The sequence below is a fragment of the Stakelama sediminis genome, assembly GCF_014199335.1.
GTDB classification, from domain to species: domain Bacteria; phylum Pseudomonadota; class Alphaproteobacteria; order Sphingomonadales; family Sphingomonadaceae; genus Sphingomonas; species Sphingomonas sediminis.
Genome location: NZ_JACIJI010000001.1, coordinates 702378 through 727197, shown reverse-complemented (window position 1 = coordinate 727197; position 24820 = coordinate 702378). Strand labels below are relative to the sequence as shown.

At 62.1% G+C, this 24820-nt stretch carries 25 protein-coding genes; 18 read left to right on the top strand and 7 right to left on the bottom strand.

Annotated elements, in window-relative coordinates; translation table 11 throughout:
* Window positions 1-13 precede the first annotated feature (13 nt).
* Window positions 14-676 carry an energy transducer TonB family protein gene (locus FHR23_RS03740; RefSeq protein WP_246359672.1) on the top strand — a complete coding sequence of 221 codons (663 nt, stop codon included), beginning with the start codon at window positions 14-16 and terminating at the stop codon, window positions 674-676.
* 92 nt (window positions 677-768) lie between these two features.
* Window positions 769-3495: a M16 family metallopeptidase gene (locus tag FHR23_RS03735; RefSeq protein WP_184001561.1), complete on the top strand. Its 2727-nt coding sequence runs from the start codon at window positions 769-771 to the stop codon at window positions 3493-3495.
* Window positions 3496-3534: 39 nt separating this feature from the next.
* On the opposite strand, the gene FHR23_RS03730 is transcribed toward FHR23_RS03735, so the two are convergent.
* Window positions 3535-4617: a helix-turn-helix transcriptional regulator gene (locus FHR23_RS03730; protein ID WP_184001560.1), complete on the bottom strand. Its 1083-nt coding sequence runs from the start codon at window positions 4615-4617 to the stop codon at window positions 3535-3537.
* A gap of 101 nt (window positions 4618-4718) precedes the next feature.
* On the opposite strand from FHR23_RS03730, the gene cysD reads away from it, so the two are divergent.
* From cysD to FHR23_RS03685, 9 genes are all read left to right on the top strand, one after another.
* Window positions 4719-5633, top strand: coding sequence for a sulfate adenylyltransferase subunit CysD (gene cysD, locus FHR23_RS03725; RefSeq protein WP_184001559.1), 915 nt, complete (start codon window positions 4719-4721; stop codon window positions 5631-5633).
* Window positions 5633-7573 (top strand): sulfate adenylyltransferase subunit CysN, encoded by a 1941-nt coding sequence (gene cysN, locus FHR23_RS03720; RefSeq protein WP_184001558.1) that lies wholly within the window; start codon window positions 5633-5635, stop codon window positions 7571-7573. The genes cysD and cysN overlap by 1 nt, the downstream gene beginning before the upstream one ends.
* Window positions 7570-8322 (top strand): inositol monophosphatase family protein, encoded by a 753-nt coding sequence (locus FHR23_RS03715; RefSeq protein WP_184001557.1) that lies wholly within the window; start codon window positions 7570-7572, stop codon window positions 8320-8322. Before cysN ends, FHR23_RS03715 begins: the two co-directional genes overlap by 4 nt.
* A gap of 91 nt (window positions 8323-8413) precedes the next feature.
* Window positions 8414-9517, top strand: a complete 1104-nt coding sequence (locus FHR23_RS03710) for an NAD(P)/FAD-dependent oxidoreductase (protein WP_184001556.1) — start codon at window positions 8414-8416, stop codon at window positions 9515-9517.
* A gap of 75 nt (window positions 9518-9592) precedes the next feature.
* On the top strand, window positions 9593-10084 hold the full coding sequence (locus tag FHR23_RS03705) for a dihydrofolate reductase (RefSeq protein ID WP_184001555.1): 492 nt from the start codon (window positions 9593-9595) through the stop codon (window positions 10082-10084).
* Between the two features lie 36 nt (window positions 10085-10120).
* On the top strand, window positions 10121-11053 hold the full coding sequence (locus FHR23_RS03700) for a bifunctional riboflavin kinase/FAD synthetase (RefSeq protein ID WP_184001554.1): 933 nt from the start codon (window positions 10121-10123) through the stop codon (window positions 11051-11053).
* Window positions 11054-11195: 142 nt separating this feature from the next.
* On the top strand, window positions 11196-14123 hold the full coding sequence (ileS, locus tag FHR23_RS03695; protein ID WP_184001553.1) for an isoleucine--tRNA ligase: 2928 nt from the start codon (window positions 11196-11198) through the stop codon (window positions 14121-14123).
* The gene (gene lspA / locus FHR23_RS03690) at window positions 14120-14635 is read left to right on the top strand and encodes a signal peptidase II (RefSeq protein WP_184001552.1); all 516 of its coding nucleotides are present in this window, start codon (window positions 14120-14122) and stop codon (window positions 14633-14635) included. The genes ileS and lspA overlap by 4 nt, the downstream gene beginning before the upstream one ends.
* Window positions 14628-15050: a DUF3035 domain-containing protein gene (locus FHR23_RS03685; protein WP_184001551.1), complete on the top strand. Its 423-nt coding sequence runs from the start codon at window positions 14628-14630 to the stop codon at window positions 15048-15050. The genes lspA and FHR23_RS03685 overlap by 8 nt, the downstream gene beginning before the upstream one ends.
* A 278-nt stretch (window positions 15051-15328) precedes the next feature.
* Here FHR23_RS03685 and FHR23_RS03680 read toward each other — a convergent pair whose 3' ends face one another.
* From FHR23_RS03680 to FHR23_RS03665, 4 genes are all read right to left on the bottom strand, one after another.
* A complete protein-coding gene (locus tag FHR23_RS03680) occupies window positions 15329-16120 on the bottom strand; it encodes a TorF family putative porin (RefSeq protein ID WP_184001550.1) in 792 nt (263 codons plus the stop codon).
* Window positions 16121-16323: 203 nt separating this feature from the next.
* Complete coding sequence (locus FHR23_RS03675) at window positions 16324-16785, bottom strand: RidA family protein (RefSeq protein WP_184001549.1); 462 nt, start codon at window positions 16783-16785, stop codon at window positions 16324-16326.
* On the bottom strand, window positions 16778-17440 hold the full coding sequence (locus FHR23_RS03670; RefSeq protein ID WP_184001548.1) for an HAD family hydrolase: 663 nt from the start codon (window positions 17438-17440) through the stop codon (window positions 16778-16780). Before FHR23_RS03670 ends, FHR23_RS03675 begins: the two co-directional genes overlap by 8 nt.
* Window positions 17425-17712, bottom strand: a complete 288-nt coding sequence (locus tag FHR23_RS03665) for a DUF3572 family protein (protein ID WP_184001547.1) — start codon at window positions 17710-17712, stop codon at window positions 17425-17427. The genes FHR23_RS03670 and FHR23_RS03665 overlap by 16 nt, the downstream gene beginning before the upstream one ends.
* Window positions 17713-17754: 42 nt before the next feature.
* Here FHR23_RS03665 and FHR23_RS03660 point away from each other — a divergent pair, with 42 nt between their 5' ends.
* Window positions 17755-18117 (top strand): response regulator, encoded by a 363-nt coding sequence (locus FHR23_RS03660; RefSeq protein WP_184002158.1) that lies wholly within the window; start codon window positions 17755-17757, stop codon window positions 18115-18117.
* A gap of 120 nt (window positions 18118-18237) precedes the next feature.
* Here the strand turns inward: FHR23_RS03660 and rpmG are convergent, their stop codons facing one another.
* Window positions 18238-18405, bottom strand: a complete 168-nt coding sequence (gene rpmG / locus FHR23_RS03655; protein ID WP_184001546.1) for a 50S ribosomal protein L33 — start codon at window positions 18403-18405, stop codon at window positions 18238-18240.
* Window positions 18406-18585: 180 nt separating this feature from the next.
* Between rpmG and FHR23_RS03650 the strand changes: the two genes are divergently transcribed.
* The 4 genes from FHR23_RS03650 (at window position 18586) to FHR23_RS03635 (ending at window position 20393) form a co-directional block, all read left to right on the top strand.
* Window positions 18586-18906: a hypothetical protein gene (locus FHR23_RS03650; protein ID WP_184001545.1), complete on the top strand. Its 321-nt coding sequence runs from the start codon at window positions 18586-18588 to the stop codon at window positions 18904-18906.
* 9 nt (window positions 18907-18915) lie between these two features.
* Window positions 18916-19482, top strand: coding sequence for a TMEM165/GDT1 family protein (locus tag FHR23_RS03645; RefSeq protein ID WP_184001544.1), 567 nt, complete (start codon window positions 18916-18918; stop codon window positions 19480-19482).
* Window positions 19483-19584: 102 nt separating this feature from the next.
* Window positions 19585-20082 (top strand): Dps family protein, encoded by a 498-nt coding sequence (locus tag FHR23_RS03640; RefSeq protein ID WP_184001543.1) that lies wholly within the window; start codon window positions 19585-19587, stop codon window positions 20080-20082.
* A gap of 125 nt (window positions 20083-20207) precedes the next feature.
* Window positions 20208-20393, top strand: a complete 186-nt coding sequence (locus FHR23_RS03635) for a DUF1328 domain-containing protein (RefSeq protein WP_184001542.1) — start codon at window positions 20208-20210, stop codon at window positions 20391-20393.
* A 278-nt stretch (window positions 20394-20671) separates the two neighbouring features.
* Here FHR23_RS03635 and FHR23_RS03630 read toward each other — a convergent pair whose 3' ends face one another.
* Window positions 20672-21370, bottom strand: a complete 699-nt coding sequence (locus FHR23_RS03630) for a DUF4396 domain-containing protein (RefSeq protein ID WP_184001541.1) — start codon at window positions 21368-21370, stop codon at window positions 20672-20674.
* A gap of 77 nt (window positions 21371-21447) precedes the next feature.
* Here FHR23_RS03630 and FHR23_RS03625 point away from each other — a divergent pair, with 77 nt between their 5' ends.
* Both FHR23_RS03625 and topA read left to right on the top strand, forming a co-directional pair.
* Window positions 21448-22095, top strand: coding sequence for a hypothetical protein (locus FHR23_RS03625; RefSeq protein ID WP_184001540.1), 648 nt, complete (start codon window positions 21448-21450; stop codon window positions 22093-22095).
* 94 nt (window positions 22096-22189) lie between these two features.
* A complete protein-coding gene (gene topA, locus FHR23_RS03620) occupies window positions 22190-24733 on the top strand; it encodes a type I DNA topoisomerase (RefSeq protein WP_184001539.1) in 2544 nt (847 codons plus the stop codon).
* Window positions 24734-24820: the final 87 nt, after the last annotated feature.

The window sequence follows — 24820 nt, the reverse complement described above, 5'->3', positions numbered from 1 at the left end:
TACGGCGGCGCACATGAATGGGTACCGGCCTCCCGCCCGAACCCGCATCGGCGGCATTGCGGTTGCATTGCCGGCGGTCCTGTGCGTCGCCGGCGTGCTGTGGCTGGGGCTGATGCCGCCCCGTCACCGGCTGCACCCGGAATCGGCAATTCTTGCCTATGACATTGCTGTGCCCGCGGCTTCGGACCATGCGGATACGCAGCGCGAGCCGGTCCGCAAGCCGCGTCCGCATAAAAGAACGCCTATGCTGCAATCCGCACCATCCCCGGCACCAGAATCGCCCGTGCCGGATGCGGTTGTTGCGCCAATACCGGTGGTACGCACAGCCCCGCCGGTGAAAACATCAGCGGTTCAAGTGCAGAAACCGGCTCCTGCACCGACACCTGCCGCGCCGGTTCAATCGACGGAGCAACGCCGCAACGCCTATGCCGCCTTGCTGTGGCAACGGATTGCGGCGCGACGGCCGGGAGGAATCCATATGCCCGGCACCGCGACCATTGCGTTCAAGCTCAATGCGGCCGGTGGGATAGTGAGAGCGAACGTGGTGCAGGGCAGCGGTAACCGCATGCTCGACCGTCTGGCATTGCGCACAGTTCGCCGCGCCGCGCCGTTTCCGAAACCGCCGCAGACGCTTGACGGCGCGCTCGATTTCACCATCGCATTTCATTTCGACTGAAGCGCCTGACTGCGACCAGCCGTGCTTCGTCATGGACAAAATGGTGATGATATACCATTGTGGCGAACCACAGGGGCAGCACAGGAGATAATATGCGATCCGGGCGAACGAACAACCCTTCCTTCAAACGCACCATCAGGATCGCGGGCGCCGCAGCGCTTGCGCTTGCTACGGTAACAGGCGGTCCGGCCCTTGCCGCGTCGCCTGCCGCCGCTCCCGCCGTGCATCAGGACGTGACGCGCGCGACGCTGAAAAACGGGCTGCGTGTGGTCATCGTCCGCGACCCGCTGGCGCCGGTGGTGACGACGGAGATGAACTATCTCGCCGGTTCGGACGAAGTGCCGCAGGGCTTTCCCGGCACCGCCCATGCCGTCGAACATATGATGTTTCGCGGCAGCCCCGGCCTGAACAAGGATCAGATTGCGGCGCTCGCTGCCAATATGGGCGGTCAGTTCAACGCTGACACGACCGAGGGCGTGACGCAATATTTCTTCACCGTGCCGGTGCAGGATCTCGGCATCGCGCTGCATATCCATGCGCTGCGGATGCGCGGTGTCGATATGCAGCAGGCGCAATGGGCCAAGGAACGTGGCGCGATAGAGCAGGAAGTGTCGCGCGACATGTCCAACCCGACGTTCAAATTCTATACCCAGTTGCGCGATCGGATGTTCAAGGGCTCCCCCTATGCGCATACGCCGCTGGGGACGCGCGATTCGTTCAACAAGACGACGGCCGCCGCGCTCAAGAAATTCCACGACACCTGGTATGCGCCGAACAACGCGATTCTGGTGATCGCGGGCGATGTCGATCCGCAGACGACGCTGAAGGAAGTGCGGAGCATGTTTTCCGCGATCCCGCGCAAGCAACTGCCGACGCGACCCGATTTCAAATTTCAGCCGGTACAGGCCCATACGATCCAGTTGCCGTCCGACCTGCCCTATGGGCTGGCGCTGATTTCCTATCGCATGCCCAGCCTGCGCGCGAAGGACTATGCGACCGCGCTCGTCCTGTCGCAGGCAATGGGGTCGAAGCGTGGCAAGCTGTTCGAAATGGGGTTGAGCGGCAAAGCGCTTTATGGGGGCTTTTCCGGCGACTTCCTGCCGCATAGCGGCCTTGCCTATGCCGAGGGGGTGTTTCCGCGCGGCGGCAAGTCGGACGGCGTGTTGCAGACGATGCAGGCCATCATGGCCGACACCGCTGCGAATGGCATACCCGCCGATCTGGTCGAAGCGGCCAAGCGTCGTGCGATCGCCGATCTGGAATATCAGAAAAACTCGGTGTCGGGCCTCGCCAACGCCTGGTCGCAAGCGCTTGCATTCGCCGATGCGCAATCGCCCGACAGTGTGAAGGCGGCGATCGAGGCGGTGACGCCTGCACAGGTCGACGCGCTCGCCAAACAGGTCTTCAATCCCGATCACGCCATCACCGCGATCCTGACCCCGCAGGATTCGGGCAAGCCGGTCAGCAGCAAGGGCTTTGGCGGTGCCGAGAATTTCGGTGGTCAGCCCAATGGTCCGGTGACGCTGCCGAGTTGGGCCAGGGCGCAGTTTGCGACCCTGCCGCAGCCGCAATCGGCCATTCACCCGACTGCCTTCACGCTGCCCAACGGGTTGCGGGTGATCGTCCAGCCGGAAAAGGTCAGCAAGACGGTCGAGGTTTTTGGTCGGGTGAAGACCAATCAGGACATGCAGGCGGCGAAGGGGCATGAAGGCGTCGCCGATGTGCTGGACGATATGTTCAGCTTCGGCACCACGCATCTCAACCGGCTGCAATTCCAGGCCGCACTCGATGCAATCAGCGCGCATGAAAGTGCCGGCAAACAGTTCTCGCTGGCAGTGCCGGTGGCCAGCTTTGAAAAAGGCGTTCAGTTGCTGGCGGATAACGAGCTGAACCCGGCCATGCCCGCACAGGCGTTCGCGATCATGCAGAAACGCGAAGCGGCGCAAACCGCAGGTCTGTTGAAGTCACCCGACTTCCTGAACACAATGAGCCTCAACAAGGCACTGCTGCCCGCCGGCGATCCCGAATTGCGCTATCCGACGGTGCAGTCGATCGGTGCGCTGACCCTTGCCGATATCAAATCCTATTACACGCAGACCTATCGCCCCGACATGACCACCATCGTGGTGATCGGGGATGTGACGCCCGAACAGGCGAAACAGGTGATCGGTCAGGCGTTCGGCGGGTGGAAGGCGACGGGACCGAAACCCGAGACCGATTACCCGGCGGTGCCGCTGAACGCATCGGGAAGCCAGTTCAACACTCCGGCGGCGACGGCGGTGCAGGATTCGGTCATGATGGCGCAGCAGGTGGGCATTACCGACCATAGCGAAGCGCGCTATGCGCTGAATGTCGGCAATACCGTGCTGAGCGGCGGCTTTTACGCGGCGCGGCTGACCCGTGACCTGCGCGAAAAGCGCGGGCTGGTCTATACGGTCGGCAGCGGCCTCGACCTCGATCAGAATCGCGGACGCTACAGAGTCTATTTCGGCAGCGACCCCGACAAGGTGGCCGAGGCCCATGACCTGATCGTGCGCGACATGAAGCAGATGCAGGATGCACCGGTGACGGCGGACGAACTGCATCAGGCGAAGGGCATGTTGCTGCGTCAGTTGCCGCTGAGCGAAGCGAGCTTCGGCAGTATCGCCGGGCAGTTGCTGAAACTGTCGCTGGAGAACAAGCCGCTCGACAGCAATCTGATCGCCGCGCAACATTATCGCTCGCTGACCGCGCCGCAGGTGCAGGCGGCGTTCCGGCAGTATATCCGCCCCGATGCTTTTGTGACGGCGGTAAAAGGCCCCGCGCCCAAGGGCGGCTGATCCTGTTGCAGGGCCGGGCGGAGGTGACTCCGTCCGGCCTTATGACAGCCAGGCCGTACTGTTCAGGATCGCGTGGACCAGTTGCGCTTGCCCGCTCACACCGGTTTTTGCATAGATTTTCTTCGAATAATTGCGTGCGGTTTCGATGGTGAGTGACAGGGTTTCGGCGGCTTGTGCGATGGTCGCGCCGGTCGCCAGTTCCATGGCCAGCCGCGCTTCGCTGGGCAGCAGACCGAAACGCTGTGCCAGTTGCGTTGAGCGGTCATGCGTGACGGACCCGGTGCGGATATAGGCAATGACGGTATCGCTGTCGTCCGCCTCTTTTGGTCGGATCAGCAGCATATCCGGCAACACCCCCTGACCCATATCGACCGGAACGGCGCTCTGCCTGCCTGCGCTGACGGTGTTCAGCCCTTCGCGTAGGGCAGTGTCTGTTTTTGCGGAAGCGAGCCGTAGTCTTCCGTCACGGGAAATCTGTACGGCCATATTGGGCATGAGCGCAGCATCGGCCCCTGCGCTATGGTCCAGTACGCGGCCCTGATGGTCGAGGCGGAACCAGCACAGATCGGTACGGTTCAGCAGGTCTTCGGCAATGCCGTTGCGCCGATCGAGCCGGGTCATCGCCGCATAGTTGCGCAGCGCGCGCCGGAAATGCGTGGCCATGCGGCCCAGTATCGCTCCGTCGGCGGCTGACAGAGGATGGCTGTCATGCGCGACGGCAAGCAGCGCCTGCGATCCCTCCGCTTCGGTTATGCGTACGATACGCAGGTCGCGCAGGCCCGGAATGCCGCTCTTTTCCAGTTCCGACGCTGATTTTCCGGGCACCAGAAAATCGACCAGCTCGGCAAGCGCATAGACTCTGCCTTCACGCAGAGCGGGCAGGGAAGCGGTTTCGCCCGATCGGCGCGGCGGCAAAAGGTCGATCAGAACAGCCGGGGAGAGGCCGGTTGCCTGTCCGATCAGAACATCGCCCGGTTCTTCGCTGAGGCGCAGCAGCAAGGTCGCGCCGGTCGCGCGAACGCGCAGCCGCAACTGCTCCAGAAAACCGCCCCAGAGCGGCCGTTCGAACAGCCCGTCATGCACGGCGGTGAGCAGTTCGTCCTCGTCACGGATCGTCAGCATGATCGCTATACTCCCATATGGGAGGTTAAGCGTCCAGACCCGGTTTCTACTTTTGGGCTGCAGTTCGAAAACGATTGTACGAGATGATTTCAGGAGCAGGCATGGATTCCACGCTTACCCATCTTCAGCGGCTGGAGGCCGAAGCCATCCATATTCTGCGCGAGGTTGTCGCGGAAGCCGAAAAGCCGGTCATGCTCTATTCGGTGGGCAAGGATTCCGCTGTTATGCTGCATCTGGCGCGTAAGGCATTTTACCCGTCGCCCCCGCCCTTTCCGCTGCTGCATGTCGATACGACCTGGAAGTTCAAGGCGATGTATGCGCTGCGCGACCGCATGGCGCGCGAAAGCGGCATGGAACTGCTCGTTTATCAGAACCCGGAAGCTGCCGAACGCGGCATCAACCCGTTCGACCACGGCCCGCTCCATACCGATATGTGGAAGACCGAGGGGCTGAAACAGGCGCTCGACCAATATGGTTTCGATGCGGCGTTCGGCGGTGCACGGCGCGATGAGGAAAAAAGCCGGGCAAAGGAGCGCGTCTTTTCCTTCCGCACCGCCAGCCACGGCTGGGACCCGAAAAACCAGCGGCCCGAATTGTGGAACCTCTACAACGCCCGCAAGAACAAGGGGGAGAGCATTCGCGTCTTTCCCATCTCCAACTGGACCGAACTGGATGTCTGGCAGTATATCCAGCTTGAGCAGATCGAGATCGTCCCGCTCTATTTCGCGGAGAAGCGCCCGACCTATATCTGGGACGGCGGATTGTTCATGGCGGACGATCCCGAACGGCTGGAAAAGGTTCTCGGCAAACTTCCCGAAATTACCGAGCGTTCCGTGCGGTTTCGCACACTGGGCTGTTTCCCGCTGACGGGTGCGGTGGAAAGCGAGGCATCGACGCTGAGCGAAGTGATTCAGGAAACGCTGCTCACAACCACCAGCGAGCGACAGGGCCGCGTTATCGACAAGGATGCGGGCGGTGCCGGCATGGAGAAGAAGAAGCAGGAGGGATACTTCTGATGGCGGACACCGATATGCAGGAACCGGTTTACAAAACCGACGCGCTGATCGCTCAGGATATCGACGCCTATCTGGAAACGCATCAGCACAAGACGATGCTGCGCTTCATCACCTGCGGCAGCGTCGATGACGGCAAATCCACGCTGATCGGTCGGCTGCTCTATGATTCGAAGATGATCTTCGAGGATCAGCTTGCGGCGCTGGAGGCGGATTCGAAACGCGTCGGTACCCAAGGACAGGATATCGACTTTGCGCTGCTGGTCGACGGACTGGCGGCCGAGCGGGAACAGGGCATCACCATCGACGTCGCCTATCGGTTCTTCTCGACCGAAAAGCGCAAGTTCATCGTCGCCGATACGCCGGGGCACGAACAATATACCCGCAACATGGTAACCGGCGCATCGACCGCCGATCTGGCGGTCATCCTGATCGACGCGCGCAAGGGCGTGCTGACGCAGACGAAGCGCCATTCCTATCTGGCGCATCTGATCGGCATCCGGAACATCGTGCTGGCCGTCAACAAGATGGATCTGGTCGATTATAGTCAGGCGGCGTTCGACAAGATCGTCGCCGACTATCGCGAATTTGCGCATTCCATCGGCATTGAGAATTTCGTCGCCATGCCGATTTCGGGGTTCAGGGGCGACAATATCACGGCGCTGTCCGACAACACGCCCTGGTATCGCGCGCCTGAATATTTCGGCCGGACGCTGGTCGATCATCTGGAAACGGTGGAGGTCGATGCGACGCGCGACATCGCGAAGCCGTTCCGAATGCCGGTGCAATGGGTCAATCGTCCCAATCTCGATTTTCGAGGCTTTTCAGGATTGATCGCCGGGGGGCGGGTAAAGCCGGGCGATCCGGTGCGCGTGCTGCCGTCGGGCAGGACCAGCACCATCCGCCGGATCGTGACGATGGACGGCGATCTGGAAGAGGCGGTTGCCGGTCAGTCGGTGACGCTATGCCTTGCCGACGAGATTGATTGCAGCCGCGGCAATGTGATCGCCGTATCGGGCAACCCGCCGCAGGTGGCCGACCAGTTTGAAGCAACGGTCGTATGGATGGCGGATGATGAACTGATCCCCGGTCGCGCCTATTGGCTGAAGCTGGGAACGCAGATGGTGCAGGCCACGGTGCAGGCACCCAAATATGTCGTCAACGTCAATACGATGGAGCATCTGGCGGCCAAGACGCTGGACCTGAACGCCATCGGCGTTTGCGAACTGACCACGGACAAGCCGATCGTCTTCGAACCCTATACGGATAATCGCACGCTGGGCGGCTTCATTCTGATCGACCGGATCAGCAACGCGACCGTCGCTGCGGGGATGCTGCATTTCAGCCTGCGCCGCTCGCAGAATGTCCATTGGCAGGCGCTGGATATCAGCCGCAAGGAACGCGCGGACCTGAAGAACCAGAAGCCTGCTGTGCTGTGGTTCACCGGTCTGTCGGGATCGGGCAAGTCGACAATCGCCAATCTGGTCGAAAAGCGGCTTTATCGCATGAACCGTCAGACCTTTTTGCTCGACGGCGATAATGTGCGCCATGGCCTGAACAAGGATCTGGGCTTTACCGAGGCGGACAGGATCGAGAATATCCGCCGCGTGGGTGAAGTGGCGCGGCTGATGACCGATGCCGGGCTGATCGTCATCACCGCCTTTATCTCGCCCTTCCGTGCCGAGCGCGAACTGGTGCGTTCGATGATGGAAGAGGGCGAATTTATCGAGGTGTTCATCGATACGCCGCTCAGCGTTGCCGAGGAACGCGATGTGAAGGGCCTCTATGCCAAGGCACGGTCAGGCGACCTCAAGAATTTCACGGGCATCGACAGCCCCTATGAGATGCCGGTGAACCCGGAAATCCGTATCGATACGACGCAGATGGCACCGGAAGAGGCTGCTGACCTGATCGTCAATATGCTGCTGGGAGACATTATGTGAGCAGGACCGATGCCGATCTCGCCGCGCACCTTGCTGCATGTGCCGGGCGCATCCTGCTGGAGGTGCGCGGCAGCGGGATGTGCGCGGGCAAGGCGCTGGGCAAGGTGGGGGATCAGACCGCCAACCAGTTCCTGATCCACGCAATTCGCGAGCAACGCCCCGAGGACGGGCTGTTGTCGGAGGAAAGCAAGGATACCGAAGAGCGGCTGGGGAACTCGCGGGTGTGGATTGTCGACCCGGTCGACGGCACCCGCGAATATGGCGAGGAACGTACCGACTGGGCCGTGCACGTTGCGCTTGCGGTGGACGGGGTGCCGACGATCGGTGCCGTGGCCCTGCCGGGACTCGATCTGGTGTTGCGGACCGACAAGCCCCAACCCCTCGGTCCCGCAGCGGATCGGCCGCGCATGGTGGTCAGCCGGTCGCGTCCGGCACAGGAAGCGGTTGCGGTGGCCGAGGCGCTGGGCGCGGAACTGGTGCCGATGGGATCGGCAGGGGCCAAGGCGATGGCCGTGGTGCGCGGAGAGGCAGAAATCTACCTCCACACCGGCGGGCAATATGAATGGGACAGTTGCGCGCCCGCCGCGGTGGCGCTGGCGCATGGTCTGCACGCCAGCCGTGTGGACGGCAGCCCGCTCGTCTATAACCGCAGCGACACCTATATGCCCGACCTGCTGATCTGCCGCCCGGAACTGGCGCAGCGCGTGCTCGAACTGGTTCGCACCCTGCCCGAATCCGAAAGCGCATAAGGCTATCCCCCAGGAGGGCATTTGCCGTGGCGCCGGTTGACACGGCACTCCCGTTGGTCGTGGATAGCGGTCAGCAAGCGGGGGAGCGGCAATGACCGGGCAGGTCGATGCCATTGTGGTCGGGGCAGGCGTGATCGGGCTGGCGGTTGCGCGCGCGCTGGCGCTTGCCGGGTACGCACCGATGGTGCTGGAGCGGGAGGGGGCGTTCGGCACCGCGACCAGCAGCCGCAATTCCGAAGTCATCCATGCCGGGATCTACTATCCGCCCGGATCGCTGAAGGCTGAACTGTGTGTCGAGGGCAGGCAGCGGCTGTATGATTTTTGTGCGGCAAGGGGCGTGCCGCACCGGCGCACGGGTAAGCTGATCTTTGCGCATGACATCGCGCAGATGACGGGACTGGACACGATCCTGACCCGCGCACAGGCCGCCGGGGTGTACGATCTGCGTCCGCTCGACCGGGACGAAGTGCTGGAACTGGAACCCGAACTCGACTGTGCGGCCGCGCTGTTGTCGCCATCGACCGGGATCATCGACAGCCATGCCTATATGCTGGCGTTGCTGGGGGAGGCGGAGGCGCATGGCGCGATGCTCGTCACCGGCAGTGCGGTGGAACGAATCGGTCGCCGCGACGGGCTGTGGCAGGTGCATGTGCCGGGGGAGGCGGACGCCGTGGTGGCCGCGCCCCTCCTGATCAATGCGGGCGGGCTGGCGGCGCAGGCGCTGGCGCACGCGACCGAGGGGCTGGACAGCATCCATGTCCCGCCCACCCGCTATGCGCGCGGCGTCTATTTCACCTATGCGGGCAAAGTGCCGTTTCGACACCTGATTTACCCGCTGCCCGAACCGGGCGGGCTGGGCACGCATCTGACGCTCGATCTCGCCGGGCAGGCGCGCTTCGGCCCCGATGTCGAGTGGATCGACGCGGTGGACTATACGGTCGATCCCGCGCGCCATGCGAAATTCGCCGCCGCCGCGCAGCGGATATGGCCCGCGCTCGATCCCGAAAAGCTGTACCCCGGCTATGCGGGGGTGCGGCCGAAACTGTCGGGACGGGGCGAACCGGCGGCGGATTTCGTGATTTCCGGTCCCGCCGACCATGGTTGTGACGGGCTGGTCAACCTGTTCGGCATCGAAAGCCCCGGCCTGACGGCATCGCTGGCGATTGCCGACCGGGTGGTCGCGAAACTGAAGTGATGGTTGGGCGGATGCTGCCGCTGCGCAACAAAACCATCTCTGGACTTTCGCGGGCGGAGAATGTGAAAGAACGCCATGATCGTTTTCGTACTGGCGCGGGCGGATAATGGGGTGATCGGCGTGGATGGCGGCCTGCCATGGCACCTTCCCGCCGATCTGAAGCATTTCAAGGCAATGACCATGGGCAAGCCGATGGTGATGGGCCGAAAGACGTTCGAGAGCTTTCCCTCACCGCTGCCGGGCAGGCGGCATATCGTGCTGACGCGCGACACCGCATGGCAGGCCGACGGCGCGGAAGTGGCGCACAGCCCCACAGCCGCGCTGGCAATGGCGGGGGATGCGCCGGAAATCGCGGTGATCGGCGGGGCGGAAGTGTTTGCGCTGTTTCAGGATAAGGCGGATCGCATCGAACTGACCGAGGTTCACGCCGCCCCCGATGGCGATGCCGTGGTGCAGCCCTTCGACCCCGCCATATGGCACGAAACCGCGCGGGAGGATCATGCTGCGGAGGGCACGCGTCCCGCCTTCAGCTTCGTGACGCTAGAACGCCGAAATACAGGCTCCTGATTGGCAGCGCGGCGCAGCTTGCCTATAGCGCCCCGCATGAAGCGGTTAGACGGTGGCTCGACGGTGCCCGCGCCCTTGCGCGGCGGGATCGTTGCGCTGGGTAATTTCGACGGATTTCATCGCGGGCATCAGGCAGTGGCCGGGCGCGCGATCGCGCAGGCGCACGCAGAGGGTAAGCCCGCCATTATCGCGACCTTCGACCCGCATCCCATGCGATTCTTCCGGCCCGCTACGCCGCCCTTCCGCCTGACGACGCTTGACCAGCGCGAGCGCCTGTTCGGCGCGGCGGGTGCGGATGCGATGCTGGTATTTCACTTCGATGCAGCGCTGGCGGGTATGTCGGCACGCGACTTTGCCGAACATCTTGTCCATGCCATCGGCGTGTCGGGCGTAGTGACGGGACAGGACTTCACCTTCGGCAAGGGGCGGCAGGGCGATACGGAAACCCTGCGTACGCTGGGCGAGGAGCTGGGCTTTACCACCGCCACCGTCGCGCCGGTGGCCGATGGCGGAGAGGTGGTGTCCTCCAGCCGTATCCGCACATTGTTGCAGGCAGGCGATCCGCGCGGCGCGGCGGAATTGCTGACCCGCCCCTTCGCTATGGAGGGCGTCGTCGAACAAGGCGCGAAGCTGGGCCGAACCATCGGCTATCCCACCGCCAATCTGGTTCTGGGGCCGTATCTGCGCCCGCGCTATGGCATTTATGCGGTGCGCGGAAGGTTGCCCGACGGGCGACTGCTCGACGGGGTCGCCAATCTGGGTATCCGGCCGAGTTTCGACCCGCCGGTCGAGCTGCTCGAGCCCTATTTCTTTGAGTTTTCGGGCGATCTCTATGACCAGACGATAGAGGTGCAGTTGATCGACTATCTGCGCGAAGAAGCGAAATATGACAGCCTCGACGCGCTGACCGCACAGATTGCGAAGGATTGCGATGCGGCGCGTGCAGCACTGGCACAGAATCCTGCATGACGAGAAGCGATTCAGCCGCTAATGCATCTGGTTCCTGTTCAGCGGTACCAGCCCGCTCCCCCTCCCGGCCATCCATCCAGAATATGCTATCGGGTGGCCGGGAGGGGGAGCGGGCCGGCGCCGAACAAGCAAAAAAGACTCAATGACAGACGAAACCGAAAAAGACTATCGCGACACCGTTTTCCTGCCGAAGACGGATTTCCCCATGAAGGCCGGGCTTGCGGGCAAGGAGCCGGGTATTCTCGACCGCTGGGCGCGGATCGGGGTCTATGACCGCCTGCGCGAGCAGCGCGCCGGGCGCGAACGCTTCATCCTGCATGACGGTCCGCCCTATGCGAATGGCGATATTCACATGGGCCATGCGATGAACAAGATCCTGAAGGATGTCATCGTGCGCTCGCAGTCGCTGATGGGCAAGGATGCGCCCTATGTGCCCGGCTGGGACTGTCACGGCCTGCCGATCGAATGGAAGATCGAGGAAGCCTATCGCAAGAAGAAGCGGAACAAGGACGAGGTTCCGGCGAAGGAATTCCGTGCCGAATGCCGCGAGTACGCGACCAAATGGGTGGGTGTGCAGCGCGAACAGTTCGAGCGGCTGGGCGTCATGGGAGACTGGGACGATCCGTACCTCACCATGAAGTTCGCCAGCGAGGCGGTGATTGCGGGCGAACTGCTCAAATTCGCCGAGCGCGGGCAGCTTTATCGCGGTGCCAAGCCGGTGATGTGGTCGCCGGTCGAAAAGACCGCGCTGGCCGAAGCCGAGGTCGAATATGAGGACATCACCTCGACCCAGATCGACGTGGCGTTCGAGATCACCGAAACGAAATCCGCCGCAATTCAGCGGTTGCTCGACAAAGGTCATCTCAAGCCGTTTGCAGTAATCTGGACCACCACGCCTTGGACCATTCCCGTAAATCAAGCGCTCGCTTATGGGGCGGACATTGATTACGTGCTGATACCGGATGGAGGCACTGTAAAGAGCTATTTGGTCGCTGAGCCGCTTGCGGCTGAATTTCTCAAGCGTTGCGGTGAGAGAAATCCGGGGATCTTCTCAAATCACGAAAGTGAGTGGGAAGTTATTAAGGGATCGGAACTTCTCGGAACGATAGTCCGCCATCCGATGCACCATCTCGGCGGATTCTTCGCCAAGCCGCGCCCGTTCCTCGACGGATCGCATTTCGTTACCACTGATGCGGGCACGGGTCTCGTCCATATGGCGCCCGATCATGGTGAGGACGACTTCCTGCTGTGCAAGGCGAACGGTCTCGATCCCGTCTTCGCGGTCACCGGTGACGGCAAATATCGCGACGACTGGTTGTGGCTGGGCGGTCAGGGCAGCGTCATCAACAAGAAGTTCGTCGCTTCCGACGGGCCGATCTGCACCGACCTGCGCGAAGCGGGCGCGCTGCTGTCGGCCAGCGACGATTTCGAGCACAGCTATCCGCATAGCTGGCGTTCGAAGGCGAAGATCATCTTCCGCTGCACCCCGCAATGGTTCATCCCGATGGATGCAGCGCTCGACCAGCCGCTGCCCGCCAGCGTGCGCGAAGGCGATGTGCCGCCCGAAGAGGCGCTCGACGCCACCGGGATGCACGTCAACGAGGACGCACCCGTTCCAGCCAGCGCGACCGTCAACCACAATGGCGCAACGCTGCGTGGCACGGCGCTCGATGCGATCGAACACACTCGCTGGGTGCCCGAACGGTCGAAAAACCGCATCCGCTCGATGGTGGAGGGACGGCCCGACTGGGTGATCAGCCGCCAGCGTGCATGGGGCGTGCCGATCACGCTCTACGTCCATCGCCAGACTGGTGATTATCTGCGCGACCCGGCGGTCAACGCGCGCATCCTCGAAGCCTTTCGCGAAGGCGGGGCGGATGCGTGGTTCGGTGCCGACCATCAGGCACTGCTCGGCCCCGATTACAGTCTCGACGAGTATGAGGTCGTCACCGACATTCTCGACGTATGGTTCGATTCGGGCAGCACGCACAGCTTCGTCATCGAACAACGCTATGGCGAGGGCGTGCGCGCGAACCTGTACCTCGAAGGGTCGGATCAGCATCGCGGCTGGTTCCAGTCGAGCCTGCTCGAAAGCTGTGGCACGCGCGGGCGCGCGCCTTATGACGCGGTGCTGACACACGGTTTCGCGCTCGACGGCAATGGCCGGAAGATGTCGAAGAGCCTCGGCAACGTCGTCGATCCGCTGAAGGTCATCGGCGAATCGGGTGCGGACATTCTGCGCCTGTGGGTCGCGCAGACCGATTATTTTGAGGATGTGCGCATCGGCAAGCAGGTGCTGGCCGGCACGTCCGATACCTATCGCAAGCTGCGCAACACCTTCCGCTATCTGCTCGGCGCGCTGGAAGGGTTCAGCGAGGACGAGCGGATCGACGTCCGCAAGATGCCGGAGCTGGAGCTGTATATTCTCCACCGGCTCGGCCAGCTCGATGTCGAACTGCGCAGTGCGGCGGAGAATTTCACCTTCACCCGCTATGTCCGCGCGCTGACCGATTTCGCCAGCGAAGACCTGTCGGCCTTCTTTTTCGATATTCGCAAGGATTGCCTCTATTGCGATGCCGCCGACGATCCGAAGCGGCGGGCGTGCCGGACGGTGCTCGATATCCTGTTCCACGCGCTGGTGCGCTATGCCGCGCCGATCCTGTGCTTCACGGCGGAGGAAGTGTGGCAGGCGCGCTATCCCAGCGAGGACGGGTCGGTGCATTTCCTCGAATGGCCCGAACTGCCGCCGCTGCCCGGTGACGATGCGATCAGCACCAACTGGTCGGACGTGCGGGCGCTGCGCGAGCGCGTGACCGAGGCGATCGAGCCGCTGCGCCGGGAAAAGACGGTGCGCTCCAGCCTGGAAGCCAATGTCACCGTGCCCGATCTGCCCTTGTCGGAAGCGGCGCTCGCGGAAATCTTCATCACCGCGAAGGTCAGCCACGCCGAAGGGCCGGTCACGGTTGCGCGTACCGAGTTTCACAAATGCGGCCGCTGCTGGCGTCACCTGCCCGAGGTTGCCGTGGACGGCGCTTTATGCGACCGCTGCGCCGAGGTGCTCAAGGCATGACAAAGTTTCGTTCTCAGGCGCTGTTGCTGGCGCTCATCATCTTTGCCGTCGATCAGGCGGTGAAATATTATGTGACCGGCATCCTCGGCCTGACCGTGGTCGGGGAATATGTCCGCGTGCTGCCGATCTTCGATTTCCGCTATGTGCAGAATGTCGGGGTTTCGCTGGGCCTGTTGCCCGCCGGCAGCGCCGCCATGCGCTGGGCGCTGGTGGGGCTGACCGCCGCGATTGCGCTGGGCGTCCTGTTCTGGATGTTCCGCGAACGCAACCGGCAGGATCTGCTCGCGCTGGGCCTGGTACTGGGCGGAGCGGCGGGAAATATCCTCGATCGCGTGCGGCTGGGCTATGTCGTCGACTATGCCGATCTGCATTTTGGCGCATGGCGCCCCTTTTTGGTCTTCAATGTCGCCGATGCGGCGATTACCATCGGTGTTCTGATCCTGTTGATCCGCGCGCTGCTGGTGCGCGACAAGAAGAAAGAACGCACCCCTGTGGAGAATGCGAATGCGTAAACTGGTACCCCTTGCCGCCGCCCTGACCGCGGTGGCGCTTCTGTCCGGGTGTGCAAAAAACGGTCTCAATCGTAAAAGCCCCGACGAATTTGCTGTCGCGCGCCAGCCGCCGCTGGTGATTCCGCCCGATTTCTCGATGAAGCCGCCGCAGCCCGGTGCCGTGCGTCCGCAGGACGTCAGCGCCGCGCAGCAGGCACTGGAAGCGATGTTCGGCGGCCCCGCGCCGCGCAGCGCCGTCGGGCAGCAGGCGATCAATGCCGCTGCGGCACAAGGCAATACCGCCGATCCGGGCATCCGCTCGGAAGTCGGCGATGCCGATACCAAGGTCGTCGACAAGGGCACGACGACTCGCGACATCGTGGCTGCTCCGCAAGGCGATGGTCGCGATGCGAGCGTCACCACGCCGCAACAGTAACGGCTTCTACAAGAGACAAAGGGGGCGTGGCGGACTATCCGCTGCGCCCCATTTGCGTGGATGGCGAAGGCGGACAACGTCATTACGAGCGTAGCGAAGCAATCCACTGCGTGACGGCTCGACTGGATTGCGTCGCTGCGCTCGCAATGACGGTTGGACTTTTGTTCATATCAGGAAGGCATCGTTCTCCGATCACTTCCTCCAGCCGCACGCCTCACAAAAAAAGGCGCCGCACCCGAAGCCGGGGCGGCGCCTGATTTTTGTGCCGGTTCAAGCGATCAGAAGGATGCGCCGAGGCTGAAGACGACCGCGCCGTCCGCGCCCAGATCTTCCTTCCAGTTGCTGCCGCTGCCCCGATAGGCGTCATTATAGGCAACGTTCGGCTCGTCGGTGTTTACGTAGGAGACGCCGAAGGTCAGCATCTTGTACGTGGCCGAGGCGCCGATCGAATAGTCCCAGACTTCCCCGCTATAGCCGCCGGGGAAGGAGTCCGACCAAGCGTGACCGGCATGACCGCTCAGCGTAATCGGCGTATTGGGAATCGCGACATCCACTTCGCCGTGCATATAGGTGGATGAAGACTTGGCACCGGCCGGGCGGCTGAAATCGCTTTGATTGCCCAGTGCGTCCTGTTTCCATGCGAAATTGACGCCGACCTTGCCGGTAACCGGTCCATAGGTGCCCGACAGGTTCACATAGGGTTCGAAGAAGTCCGTCGCGTAACGGCCTTTCTTCGGATAGAGATAATAGAGCAGCCCGCCGTCGATCGACAGACCGCCGCCCAGATCGTGCGAATAGCCCGCGAACAGATCGACTTCCGTATTGCCCGCGAAATTGATGCTGGAACCCCAGGTGCCGACATACAGGCCGCTTTCATGCGTCACGGTAATGCCGCCCTGAATGGCTGGATTTTCACCGTTCTGCGTAAAGCCGCGGAAACGGTAATCGCTGACCAGCGTGACGCTGCCCGATACCGTAATCGGCGAAGGCGGTGCAGTATCCTGCGCCATGGCAGGTGTAGCAGTAGCAGCAGCCAGCAGCACGCCGGCGGTTAAAATGGAGAAGCGCATCGTATCCCTTTCATACATGGTCGAAGACGATTCGCTCCTGCGGTCGTCCCGGCGGGCCATCTTTGTTGCGGCCTGTCCACGAACAACAGCATAAGAGTGCCTAATACTGCGTTGCAGCGCAATAAAACTTGTCACGGAAGTGAAAAGAAACCAGCCCCCTGTTGCATTGCAGCAACACGGGGGCGGGGGAATGGATCGTGTCGTCAGGATATCTCGACGATTGCGTCGACTTCCACGGCTGCGCCTAGTGGCAGCACCGCCACGCCGACCGCGCTGCGGGCATGGCGCCCGGCCTCTCCGAACAGCGTTTGCATCAGTTCGGACGCGCCGTTGGCGACTTTCGGCTGATCGGTGAAGTGCGGTGCGCTGTTTACGAACACGCCCAGCTTGACGATGCGTTCGACCTGTTCGAGCGACCCCAGCACTCGCTCCATCTGCGCCACCAGCATCAGCGCGCAGCGGCGGGCGGCTTCTTCGCCATAGGCAAGGTCGCGATCCTCCCCCAGCCGCCCGGTCATGATTTCGCCGTCGCGAAACGGAAGCTGCCCGGAAATATGGAGCAGATTGCCCGACCGCACGACCGGGACATAGGATGCTACCGGCGCAGCCGCTTCGGGCAGGGTCAGGCCCATTTCGGCCAGTTTCTTCTCAATCGTTTCAGACATCGGCGTCCTTCCTGTGTTCGGGATATTCAGTTGATGTGCGGTCCGCACGCCCGGTCAGACGGTCGCTAATCCACGGGACAGCGACGCGCCAGTCATCGATTCGCGCATCCGCCGCCGGTGCCGCGGCGACATGCGGAGCCAGCTCCGGTTCGGATACCATGTGGAGACGGAATACCTCGGGCGCATGGCGGGCGACCGAATCGTGATGCACGGGCAGGTCGTCGACAAACACGGTCGGCGGATTGCCGTGTTCGATCACCAGCCGGGCGACGGGATCGCCCTTGCCGCCCTGATTGCATTCGACCCGGTGGTGGATGCCATGCGCGGCAAGCTGGGCAATGCGATGGTCGCGGCAATGATCGCCGAGATTGGTCAGGATGACGATGTCGGCAATGCGCTCCAGCTCGGCCAGCGCTTCAAGAGCATGGGGTACCGGTGTCTGCCGGTCCATTTCGGCCGGGAAGAAGCCGTTGACGAACTGCCATATTTCTTCCTGACTCAGCAGTGTGTCCGTCGAGCGGCGGCGCATCGCGCGGCTGAAATCGCCGCCTTCGACATGGAAGTCGACATCATGTTCCTCATCCAGCCACACACGGAAGTGGCGGACCATGTGCAACAGCACTTCGTCGCAATCGCAGATCAGCAGGGGGCGCATCGATTCTCCAGTTCGCGCCGTGCCGATAGCATTGCCTGCGGGGTGGTTTCCAGCGCTTGCGTGCATGCGATCAGGTCCGGCTCATGCGCTTCCAGAAAGCCGATCGCGGCGGCCAGCAGTGCCGGATCCTCCAGCCGTGCGCGAAGCCCCGCGGCATCCAGGCCGGTAAGCGCGAGGAACCGGGCCGCCCGGTCGGGAACGGCGACGATCCAGCCAATCGCGCCCAGCGCCAGCGCACCGGCATCATCGCCATTTGTTTCGGGGTCGGACATCGCCTAAACACCTTTATGGACCAGGGAATTGAAGAGGCGGGCGTGGCAAAGAAGGTGCTCGTTGTCGAGGATAACGAACTCAACCTGAAACTGTTTTGCGACCTGTTGCGGGCGCATGACTATGAGACGGAGGCCGTGCGCGACGGACGCGATGCGGTGGCGCGGGCGCGGGAATTTCAGCCCGATCTGGTGATTACCGATATTCAGCTGCCGCATGTCAACGGCGTCGAACTGATCGGGCGGCTGCGCGCCGATTCGCGGCTGGCAAAGGTGCCGATCATGGCAGTGACCGCCTATGTCGGGCGCGAGGACGAGGAACGCGTGCGCTCGGCCGGTGCCAACGCCTATGTTTCCAAACCGATCGCGGTGATGCGCTTCATGGAAGAGGTGCGCGCACTCGCCTGAACGCAAAAAACCAGCGGGCAGGGGGTGCCTGCCGCTGGGTGACGACGCTTTCGCGTCGGCGGTATCGGACTGGCCGATACCGCGATCCGCAAGTGAAGGCGGGACGCGCCCGCCCGCAGCTTACTTGATCTTGGCTTCCTTGAACTCGACGTGCTTGCGCACGATCGGATCATATTTGCGGAAGGTCATCTTCTCGGTCTGGTTGCGGGGATTCTTCTTGGTGACGTAGAAAAATCCGGTGTCCGCCGAGCTGACGAGCTTGATCTTGACGGTGGTCGGCTTGGCCATGACCCAATAGTCCTTCGAAGGTTCGATTAAATACGAAAAGCGGCGCGCATCCTTGCGGCCGCTGTCAGACGCGGGCGCATGGGGCAAAACCGCCCCGTTTGTCAAGCATGCAGACGCTTTTACCGGGCATTAACCATATCGGCGCATGGTGTCCTGCGGGGCAATAGGGGGAACGTTCCGATGGCAAGTACGGCGATGCCCAATCCAATGGTGGTCAAGGAGCTGATGGACCGAATCGACGCTGTCAGTGTGCGGATGTCGGCCGCCCGGCCGTGCGAGATCGCACTGGAGGTGGAAACGATGCGCAGAATGGCGCGGGATAACGGCATTCGACCGGCGCTGACGGTGCTCCACGCAATCGATTCGGCACTGGCGCGCGGCGAACGCGGCGTTCTGGTACGGGGATGGCTCGACATTCTTCGCGATGCCGTGGGCTATGGCGACGATCAGGATGCCGAGACGCTGTTCGCGGCCGCCTGTTCCGTCCGCCTGAACGGCTGACGGCTTTTCATGGATGCACTGGTCCCCGCCGTCATCGCGGCATTGCTGGTGCAGGCCGGGGATCGCCCGCCCTGGCTCGCGGCGATTCTGGCGGACCGGTATCGGGCACCGGTAACGATTTTCATTGCGCAGTTCCTGGCAGTAACGCTGGCGACGGCGCTTGCCGTGGCGGCGGCGATGGCGGTGCGGCCGATCCTCAACCCCAATGCCCGCACGCTGATGCTGGCATTGGCGCTGTTATTTGCGGGCAGTGGTGCGATCTGGCGGCTGCCCAAACCGGACCGGCTGAGCGGCTGGCGAATCGGTGCGTTCCCGACGGCCTTTCTCGGCCTCTTCATCCTCGCGTTCGGAGATTCCACCCAGTTTCTTGCCATGGGCTTTGCGATCGCCGGTGCCTATCCGGTGCTGGCGGGCGTGGGAACCGTGATCGGTGCGATGGTGCCATGCACCGCGGCGATCATGCTGGGCGAGGAACAATGGCGCCGCCTGCCGATGCGCTGGTGGCGGATCGGTACAGGCATTGTCCTGCTGTTCGCGGGCGCCATTGCAGCGTTGCAGGCGCTGCGCCTGATCTAAAAATTCGATAAGCCTGATCGGAGGATTTAGGGCGATGGCGCGGAGCCATTTGCGGTACTGTTCGTTGTTATATCGAATCGAAATTCTGGAAGGGAAAAATCCATGGCAGACACTATTTCCGAACTCGACACACCCACCGATATCGCCAGCAACGAGGCGAAGTCCGTAGCGCAAGCACTGAACGGCATTCTGGCCGACTCCTTCGCGCTGTATCTCAAGACGAAGAACTTTCACTGGCATGTATCGGGTCCGCATTTCCGTGATTACCACCTGATGTTCGACGATCAGGCCGCACAGATACTCGGCACCACCGATGCCATCGCCGAACGCGTTCGCAAGACCGGCAACACGACGCTGCGGTCGATCGGCGACATTGCCCGGCATCAGACGCTGACGGATAATGATGCCGAATTCGTGAAGCCGGCGGACATGCTGAAAGAGCTTCGCGAGGATAATCTGAAGCTCGTCGAAACGCTTCGCAAGGCAAAGGACATTGTTGACGAGGCAAAGGACAATGCCACCAGCGGTATTCTGGACGACTGGACCGACGAAGCGGAAGAGCGGGCATGGTTCCTGTTCGAGGCCAGCCGCCGGGACTGAGCGACAGCTAAAACCGAATAAAGAGCGCGTCCGGTCGCTGGCCGGGCGCGTTTTTTATGGGCAAGACAGGGAACGAAAGCCGGGCACGAGCGCTGAAAACAGCATCATCAACCGGGGTTTATATCATGCTGAAACTTGCATTCCTGTTCCTGATCGTCGGCGTCGTATTCGCCGTGCTGGGCTTTGGCGGGATCGCCGGTGCGTTCATCGGGATTGCCAAAATCCTGTTCTTCATCGCGCTTGCACTATTCCTGATCTTCCTCGTGCTCGGCCTGCTGGCAGGCAAGGCGGTCAAGGATGCGATTGATTAGGGGTAGAAGCGCACAAGCGGCTTGGAAATGACCGTCTGGAACCTATGCGCACAGACCGATCAGGGCGCCGATTGCCGCCATCATAACAATCCCTAGGATCATCCGAATTGTGAGGAGCTGTTGTTTTGGGCGAGTATGCCAGGCGGGTGGCTCGAATTCATCCAAAGAGCGAAGACGTTTTCGATCAGGCATAACAAAGATATCTTCGTTTCAATTTCTTAATGACGGGTTTGTCGCAACACCAGGCACCCATAAGCGGGTCAAAGCTTTGTCGCTTCCTACATCTTCTCCTTAACCCCAGCCCTTACCAGCCACCAGTTGGTCGGATAGGCGGTGGCGAAGCCGCCCAGCATCGCCAGTTGCATCAGGAACCAGAATTCCGGCATTTTCACTTCCGCGATATGGCCATAGGCGGGTTTGAACCACAAAAACTGCCCGATCGCCATCAGGCCGTACATGCCGACCTGCCAGCTGGTGATCGACAGCGTATCGGCCTTGATTGCCGCCCATACCCCTTTTCCGAACGACAGGTCGCGCATCGGAGCGATGGTGAAATACTGAAACACCACGCCGATTGCGAAGGCGAGGATGAAGTCGGGTATCCACACCGCAAAGGTCTTTTCCGCGGTCCAGTGGTGCCAGCCGAAAAACACCGCGATGGCCGGGAACGCGAACGCCGCCCATTCGACGATGATGTCGCCCAGCGTACAGCCAGCGCCGCAATGCGACGCCCCCTTGGCGACCGCGATATGCATCGGCGTCTCGTCGGGCTGTTCGCCGACATTCCTCCCGAAGCGCAGATAGAAGGCCAGCCACAGGACGCTGCCGAACAATGCGGTCAGCGGCCACACCCAGTTCATGATCGGCATCTTCTGCGGATGGCGGATTTCATCTGCCACGATCCACGCCGCACACGCGAATCCCACCGCGATAGAAACAATCGCAACGCTATGGAGCCAAAGGGGAAAATGGGCCATGCTGTCCTCCTGTGCATCGACGAACGCATCGGATGGGGATGAGGTCCGGGCAGAAGGCGGCGCGAAAAGGGGGCTTAATGGAAACGGATTTCGATGCGCGGACACTATTGACGCGGACGTTTGATATGCTGGCGGAGAAGATGGCGCCGGGGTTGGTTGCACTCATCGCCTTGCTGGCTTTGGGGGTGGCGGGGGATTTGTATCGCCCTGATTCCTTTTCGTCCCTGCCGTTCAGTATGGGCGCTATCGCAGCCCAATATTTTGTGGTGCGGCGACTGCTGCCGATGCAGCCCGATTTTCTTTCACATCCGGGAGGATTCGGGACATTTTTCGGTGTCGCGTTGCTTGTCGGGATAGGAACGGCATTGGGAGTGGTTCTGCTGATCCTGCCCGGCCTCTACCTGTGGGTACGCTGGTCCATCGCCGTTCCCGTGGCTATTGCTGAGAGGGAACCCGTCGGCGCAGCGATAGGCGAAAGCTGGCGTCGAACCAATGGGCATGTGATTCCTATCGCGCTCTGCGGTCTGTTGATCTGGGGGCCGATGTTGGTGGGAGCAGGGTTGGTCGGATATTGGGAGGGGCTTGGCCGGGGCGTTTCCATACCGCTGGTGCTGCTGGCCAACATCCTGGCGGTTACGCCGACCGTTCTGGGCTGGTATTTGTCCGTGGCGGTTTACGAACTGCTGAGCGGCCGGACATCGGAACTTGCGGAGGTTTTTGCCTGAAATCGACGCATGGCCGGTTTGCATCGGCTTGACGATTGACTAGATCGCTCTTCATCCTCGCGCGTACGCACATGTAAGGAACGCACGGCACCCCATGCAGCTTGTCATCGTCGAATCGCCCGCCAAGGCGAAAACCATCGAGAAATATCTCGGCAAGGACTTCAAGGTTCTGGCGAGCTATGGCCATGTCCGCGACCTGCCGCCCAAGGACGGGTCGGTCGATCCCGAACACGGCTTCGCGATGGAGTGGGAGCCCTATGCCGACAAGTCGAAGCAGCTCAAGGCGATTGCGGACGCCGCGAAACAGGCCGACCGCCTGATCCTCGCCACCGACCCCGACCGTGAAGGCGAAGCGATTTCCTGGCACGTGCAGGAGGTGCTGGCGAAGAAAAAGGCGCTGCCCGCCGATGTCGAGCGCGTCACCTTCAACGCGATCACCAAAAAGGCCGTGACCGACGCGATGGCGCATCCGCGCGGGCTGGATACCGACCTGATCGACGCATACCGAGCGCGGCGTGCGCTCGACTATCTGGTCGGCTTCACCCTGTCGCCGGTGCTGTGGCGCAAGCTGCCGGGTGCCAAATCGGCGGGACGCGTGCAGTCGGTGGCATTGCGCCTGATCGTTGAGCGGGAGCGCGAGATCGAATCCTTCGTCGCGACCGAATACTGGTCGGTCATCGCGCGCATGGAGCAGGACGGCACGCTGTTCGATGCGCGGCTGGTACGCTTCGACGGCGAAAAGCTAGATCGTCTGTCGATCGGCGATGAAGGCATGGCGATGCGTGCGAAGGAAGCGGTCGAGGCCGGGCGCTTCAGCGTCGTGTCGGTCGAGACCAAGCCGGCGATGCGTAACCCGCCGCCCCCCTTCACCACCTCCACCCTGCAACAGGAAGCGGCGCGCAAGCTGGGCTTTGCCGCCAGCCATACGATGCGGATCGCGCAGGCGCTGTATGAGGATGGCGCGATCACCTATATGCGTACCGACGGCGTGCAGATGGACGGCGGCGCCATTGCGGATGCGCGCAAGGCGATTCAGACGCGTTATGACGGCGGCTATGTCCCCGAAAAACCGCGCCAGTATCAGACCAAGGCGAAGAATGCGCAGGAAGCGCACGAAGCGATTCGCCCCACCGACTTTTCAAAGGATCGCGCCGGGTCGGGCGATCATGCCAGACTGTATGACCTGATCTTCAAGCGCGCGCTGGCGAGCCAGATGGCGTCCGCACGGATGGAGCGCACCACGGTCGAGATGGAGGACGGCACCGGTCGTCACGCGCTGCGCGCGACCGGTCAGGTGGTGCTCTTTCCCGGCTTTCTTGCACTGTACGAGGAAGGGCGCGACGATGCCGATGATGAGGATTCGCGGCGCCTGCCGATGCTGCGCGAGGGCGATTCGCCCGCCAAAAAGGCGGTCGACGCCGAACAGCATTTCACCCAGCCGCCGCCGCGCTTTTCGGAAGCGTCGCTGGTCAAGCGGTTGGAGGAACTGGGCATCGGACGGCCGTCCACCTATGCCTCGATCATTCAGGTGCTCAAGGATCGCGCCTATGTGCGCACCGAAAAGAACCGTTTTTTTGCCGAAGAGACCGGACGCCTGCTGACCGCGTTCCTCGAACGCTTCTTCCAGAAATATGTGAATTACGATTTCACCGCCGGGCTGGAGGAGGAACTGGACGACGTGTCCGGGGGCCGTGCCGCGTGGCAGGCGGTGCTCGAAGACTTTTGGAAGGATTTCAAACCGCGCACCAGCGAGGTGATGGAGTTCAAGCCGTCTGAAGTGACGGCAGAACTGGACAAATTCCTCGAACCCTATCTGTTTCCGCCCAATGCCGACGGGTCCGACCCGCGCCTGTGCCCCAATTGCGGGGAAGGGCGCCTTGCGCTGCGTGGCGGGCGATTCGGCGCGTTCGTGGCCTGCTCCAACTATCCGGAGTGCAAATATACCCGTCGGTTCGCGCAGCCGGGTGGCGATGCGGGAGAGGATACGGGGCCGGAATCGCTGGGTAAAGACCCCGAAACCGGGCTGGAGGTCGAACGCAAATCAGGGCGCTTCGGCCCCTATATCCAGCTTGGTGAGGGCAAGGAGGCGAAGCGCGCTTCGATCCCCAAGGACTTACCGGGCGACCTCGACCTCGAATGGGCACTGAAACTGCTCAGCCTGCCGCGCATGATCGGCAATCATCCCGAAACCGGCGAGCCGATCGAGGCTGCGATCGGGCGCTATGGCCCGTATCTGAAGCATAACGGCAAATATGCCCGACTGGGTTCGACGGAGGAAGTGTTCGAAACCGGCATGAATGCGGCTGTGGTCAAGCTGGCCGAAGCGGCGGAAAAGGGGCCGCGCGCACGCGCCAGTCGTGAACCACTGAAAATCCTCGGCAAGCATCCGCGCACCGACGAAGAAATCAAGCTGATGGAAGGGCGCTACGGCCCTTATGTCACCGACGGCACGACCAATGCGACGCTGCCTAAGACAATCGAGCAGGACAAGCTGTCGCTGGAGGAAGCGGCGCAGCTGATCGACGAAAAGGCCGCCAAGGGCCCGGCGAAAAAGAAAGGCCGCAAAACCGCGGTCAAGAAGCCGGCGGCGAAAAAGAAAGCGCCTGCGAAGAAAAAGGCGGCGGCGAAGAAGGACTGACCTTGCCTTGCCTGGCGCAAGCTACGCGGTAAACGCAGTTTTAACGACCAGCCGGTGCGGTGCGGACACTGTCCGCTTTTTGGCAAC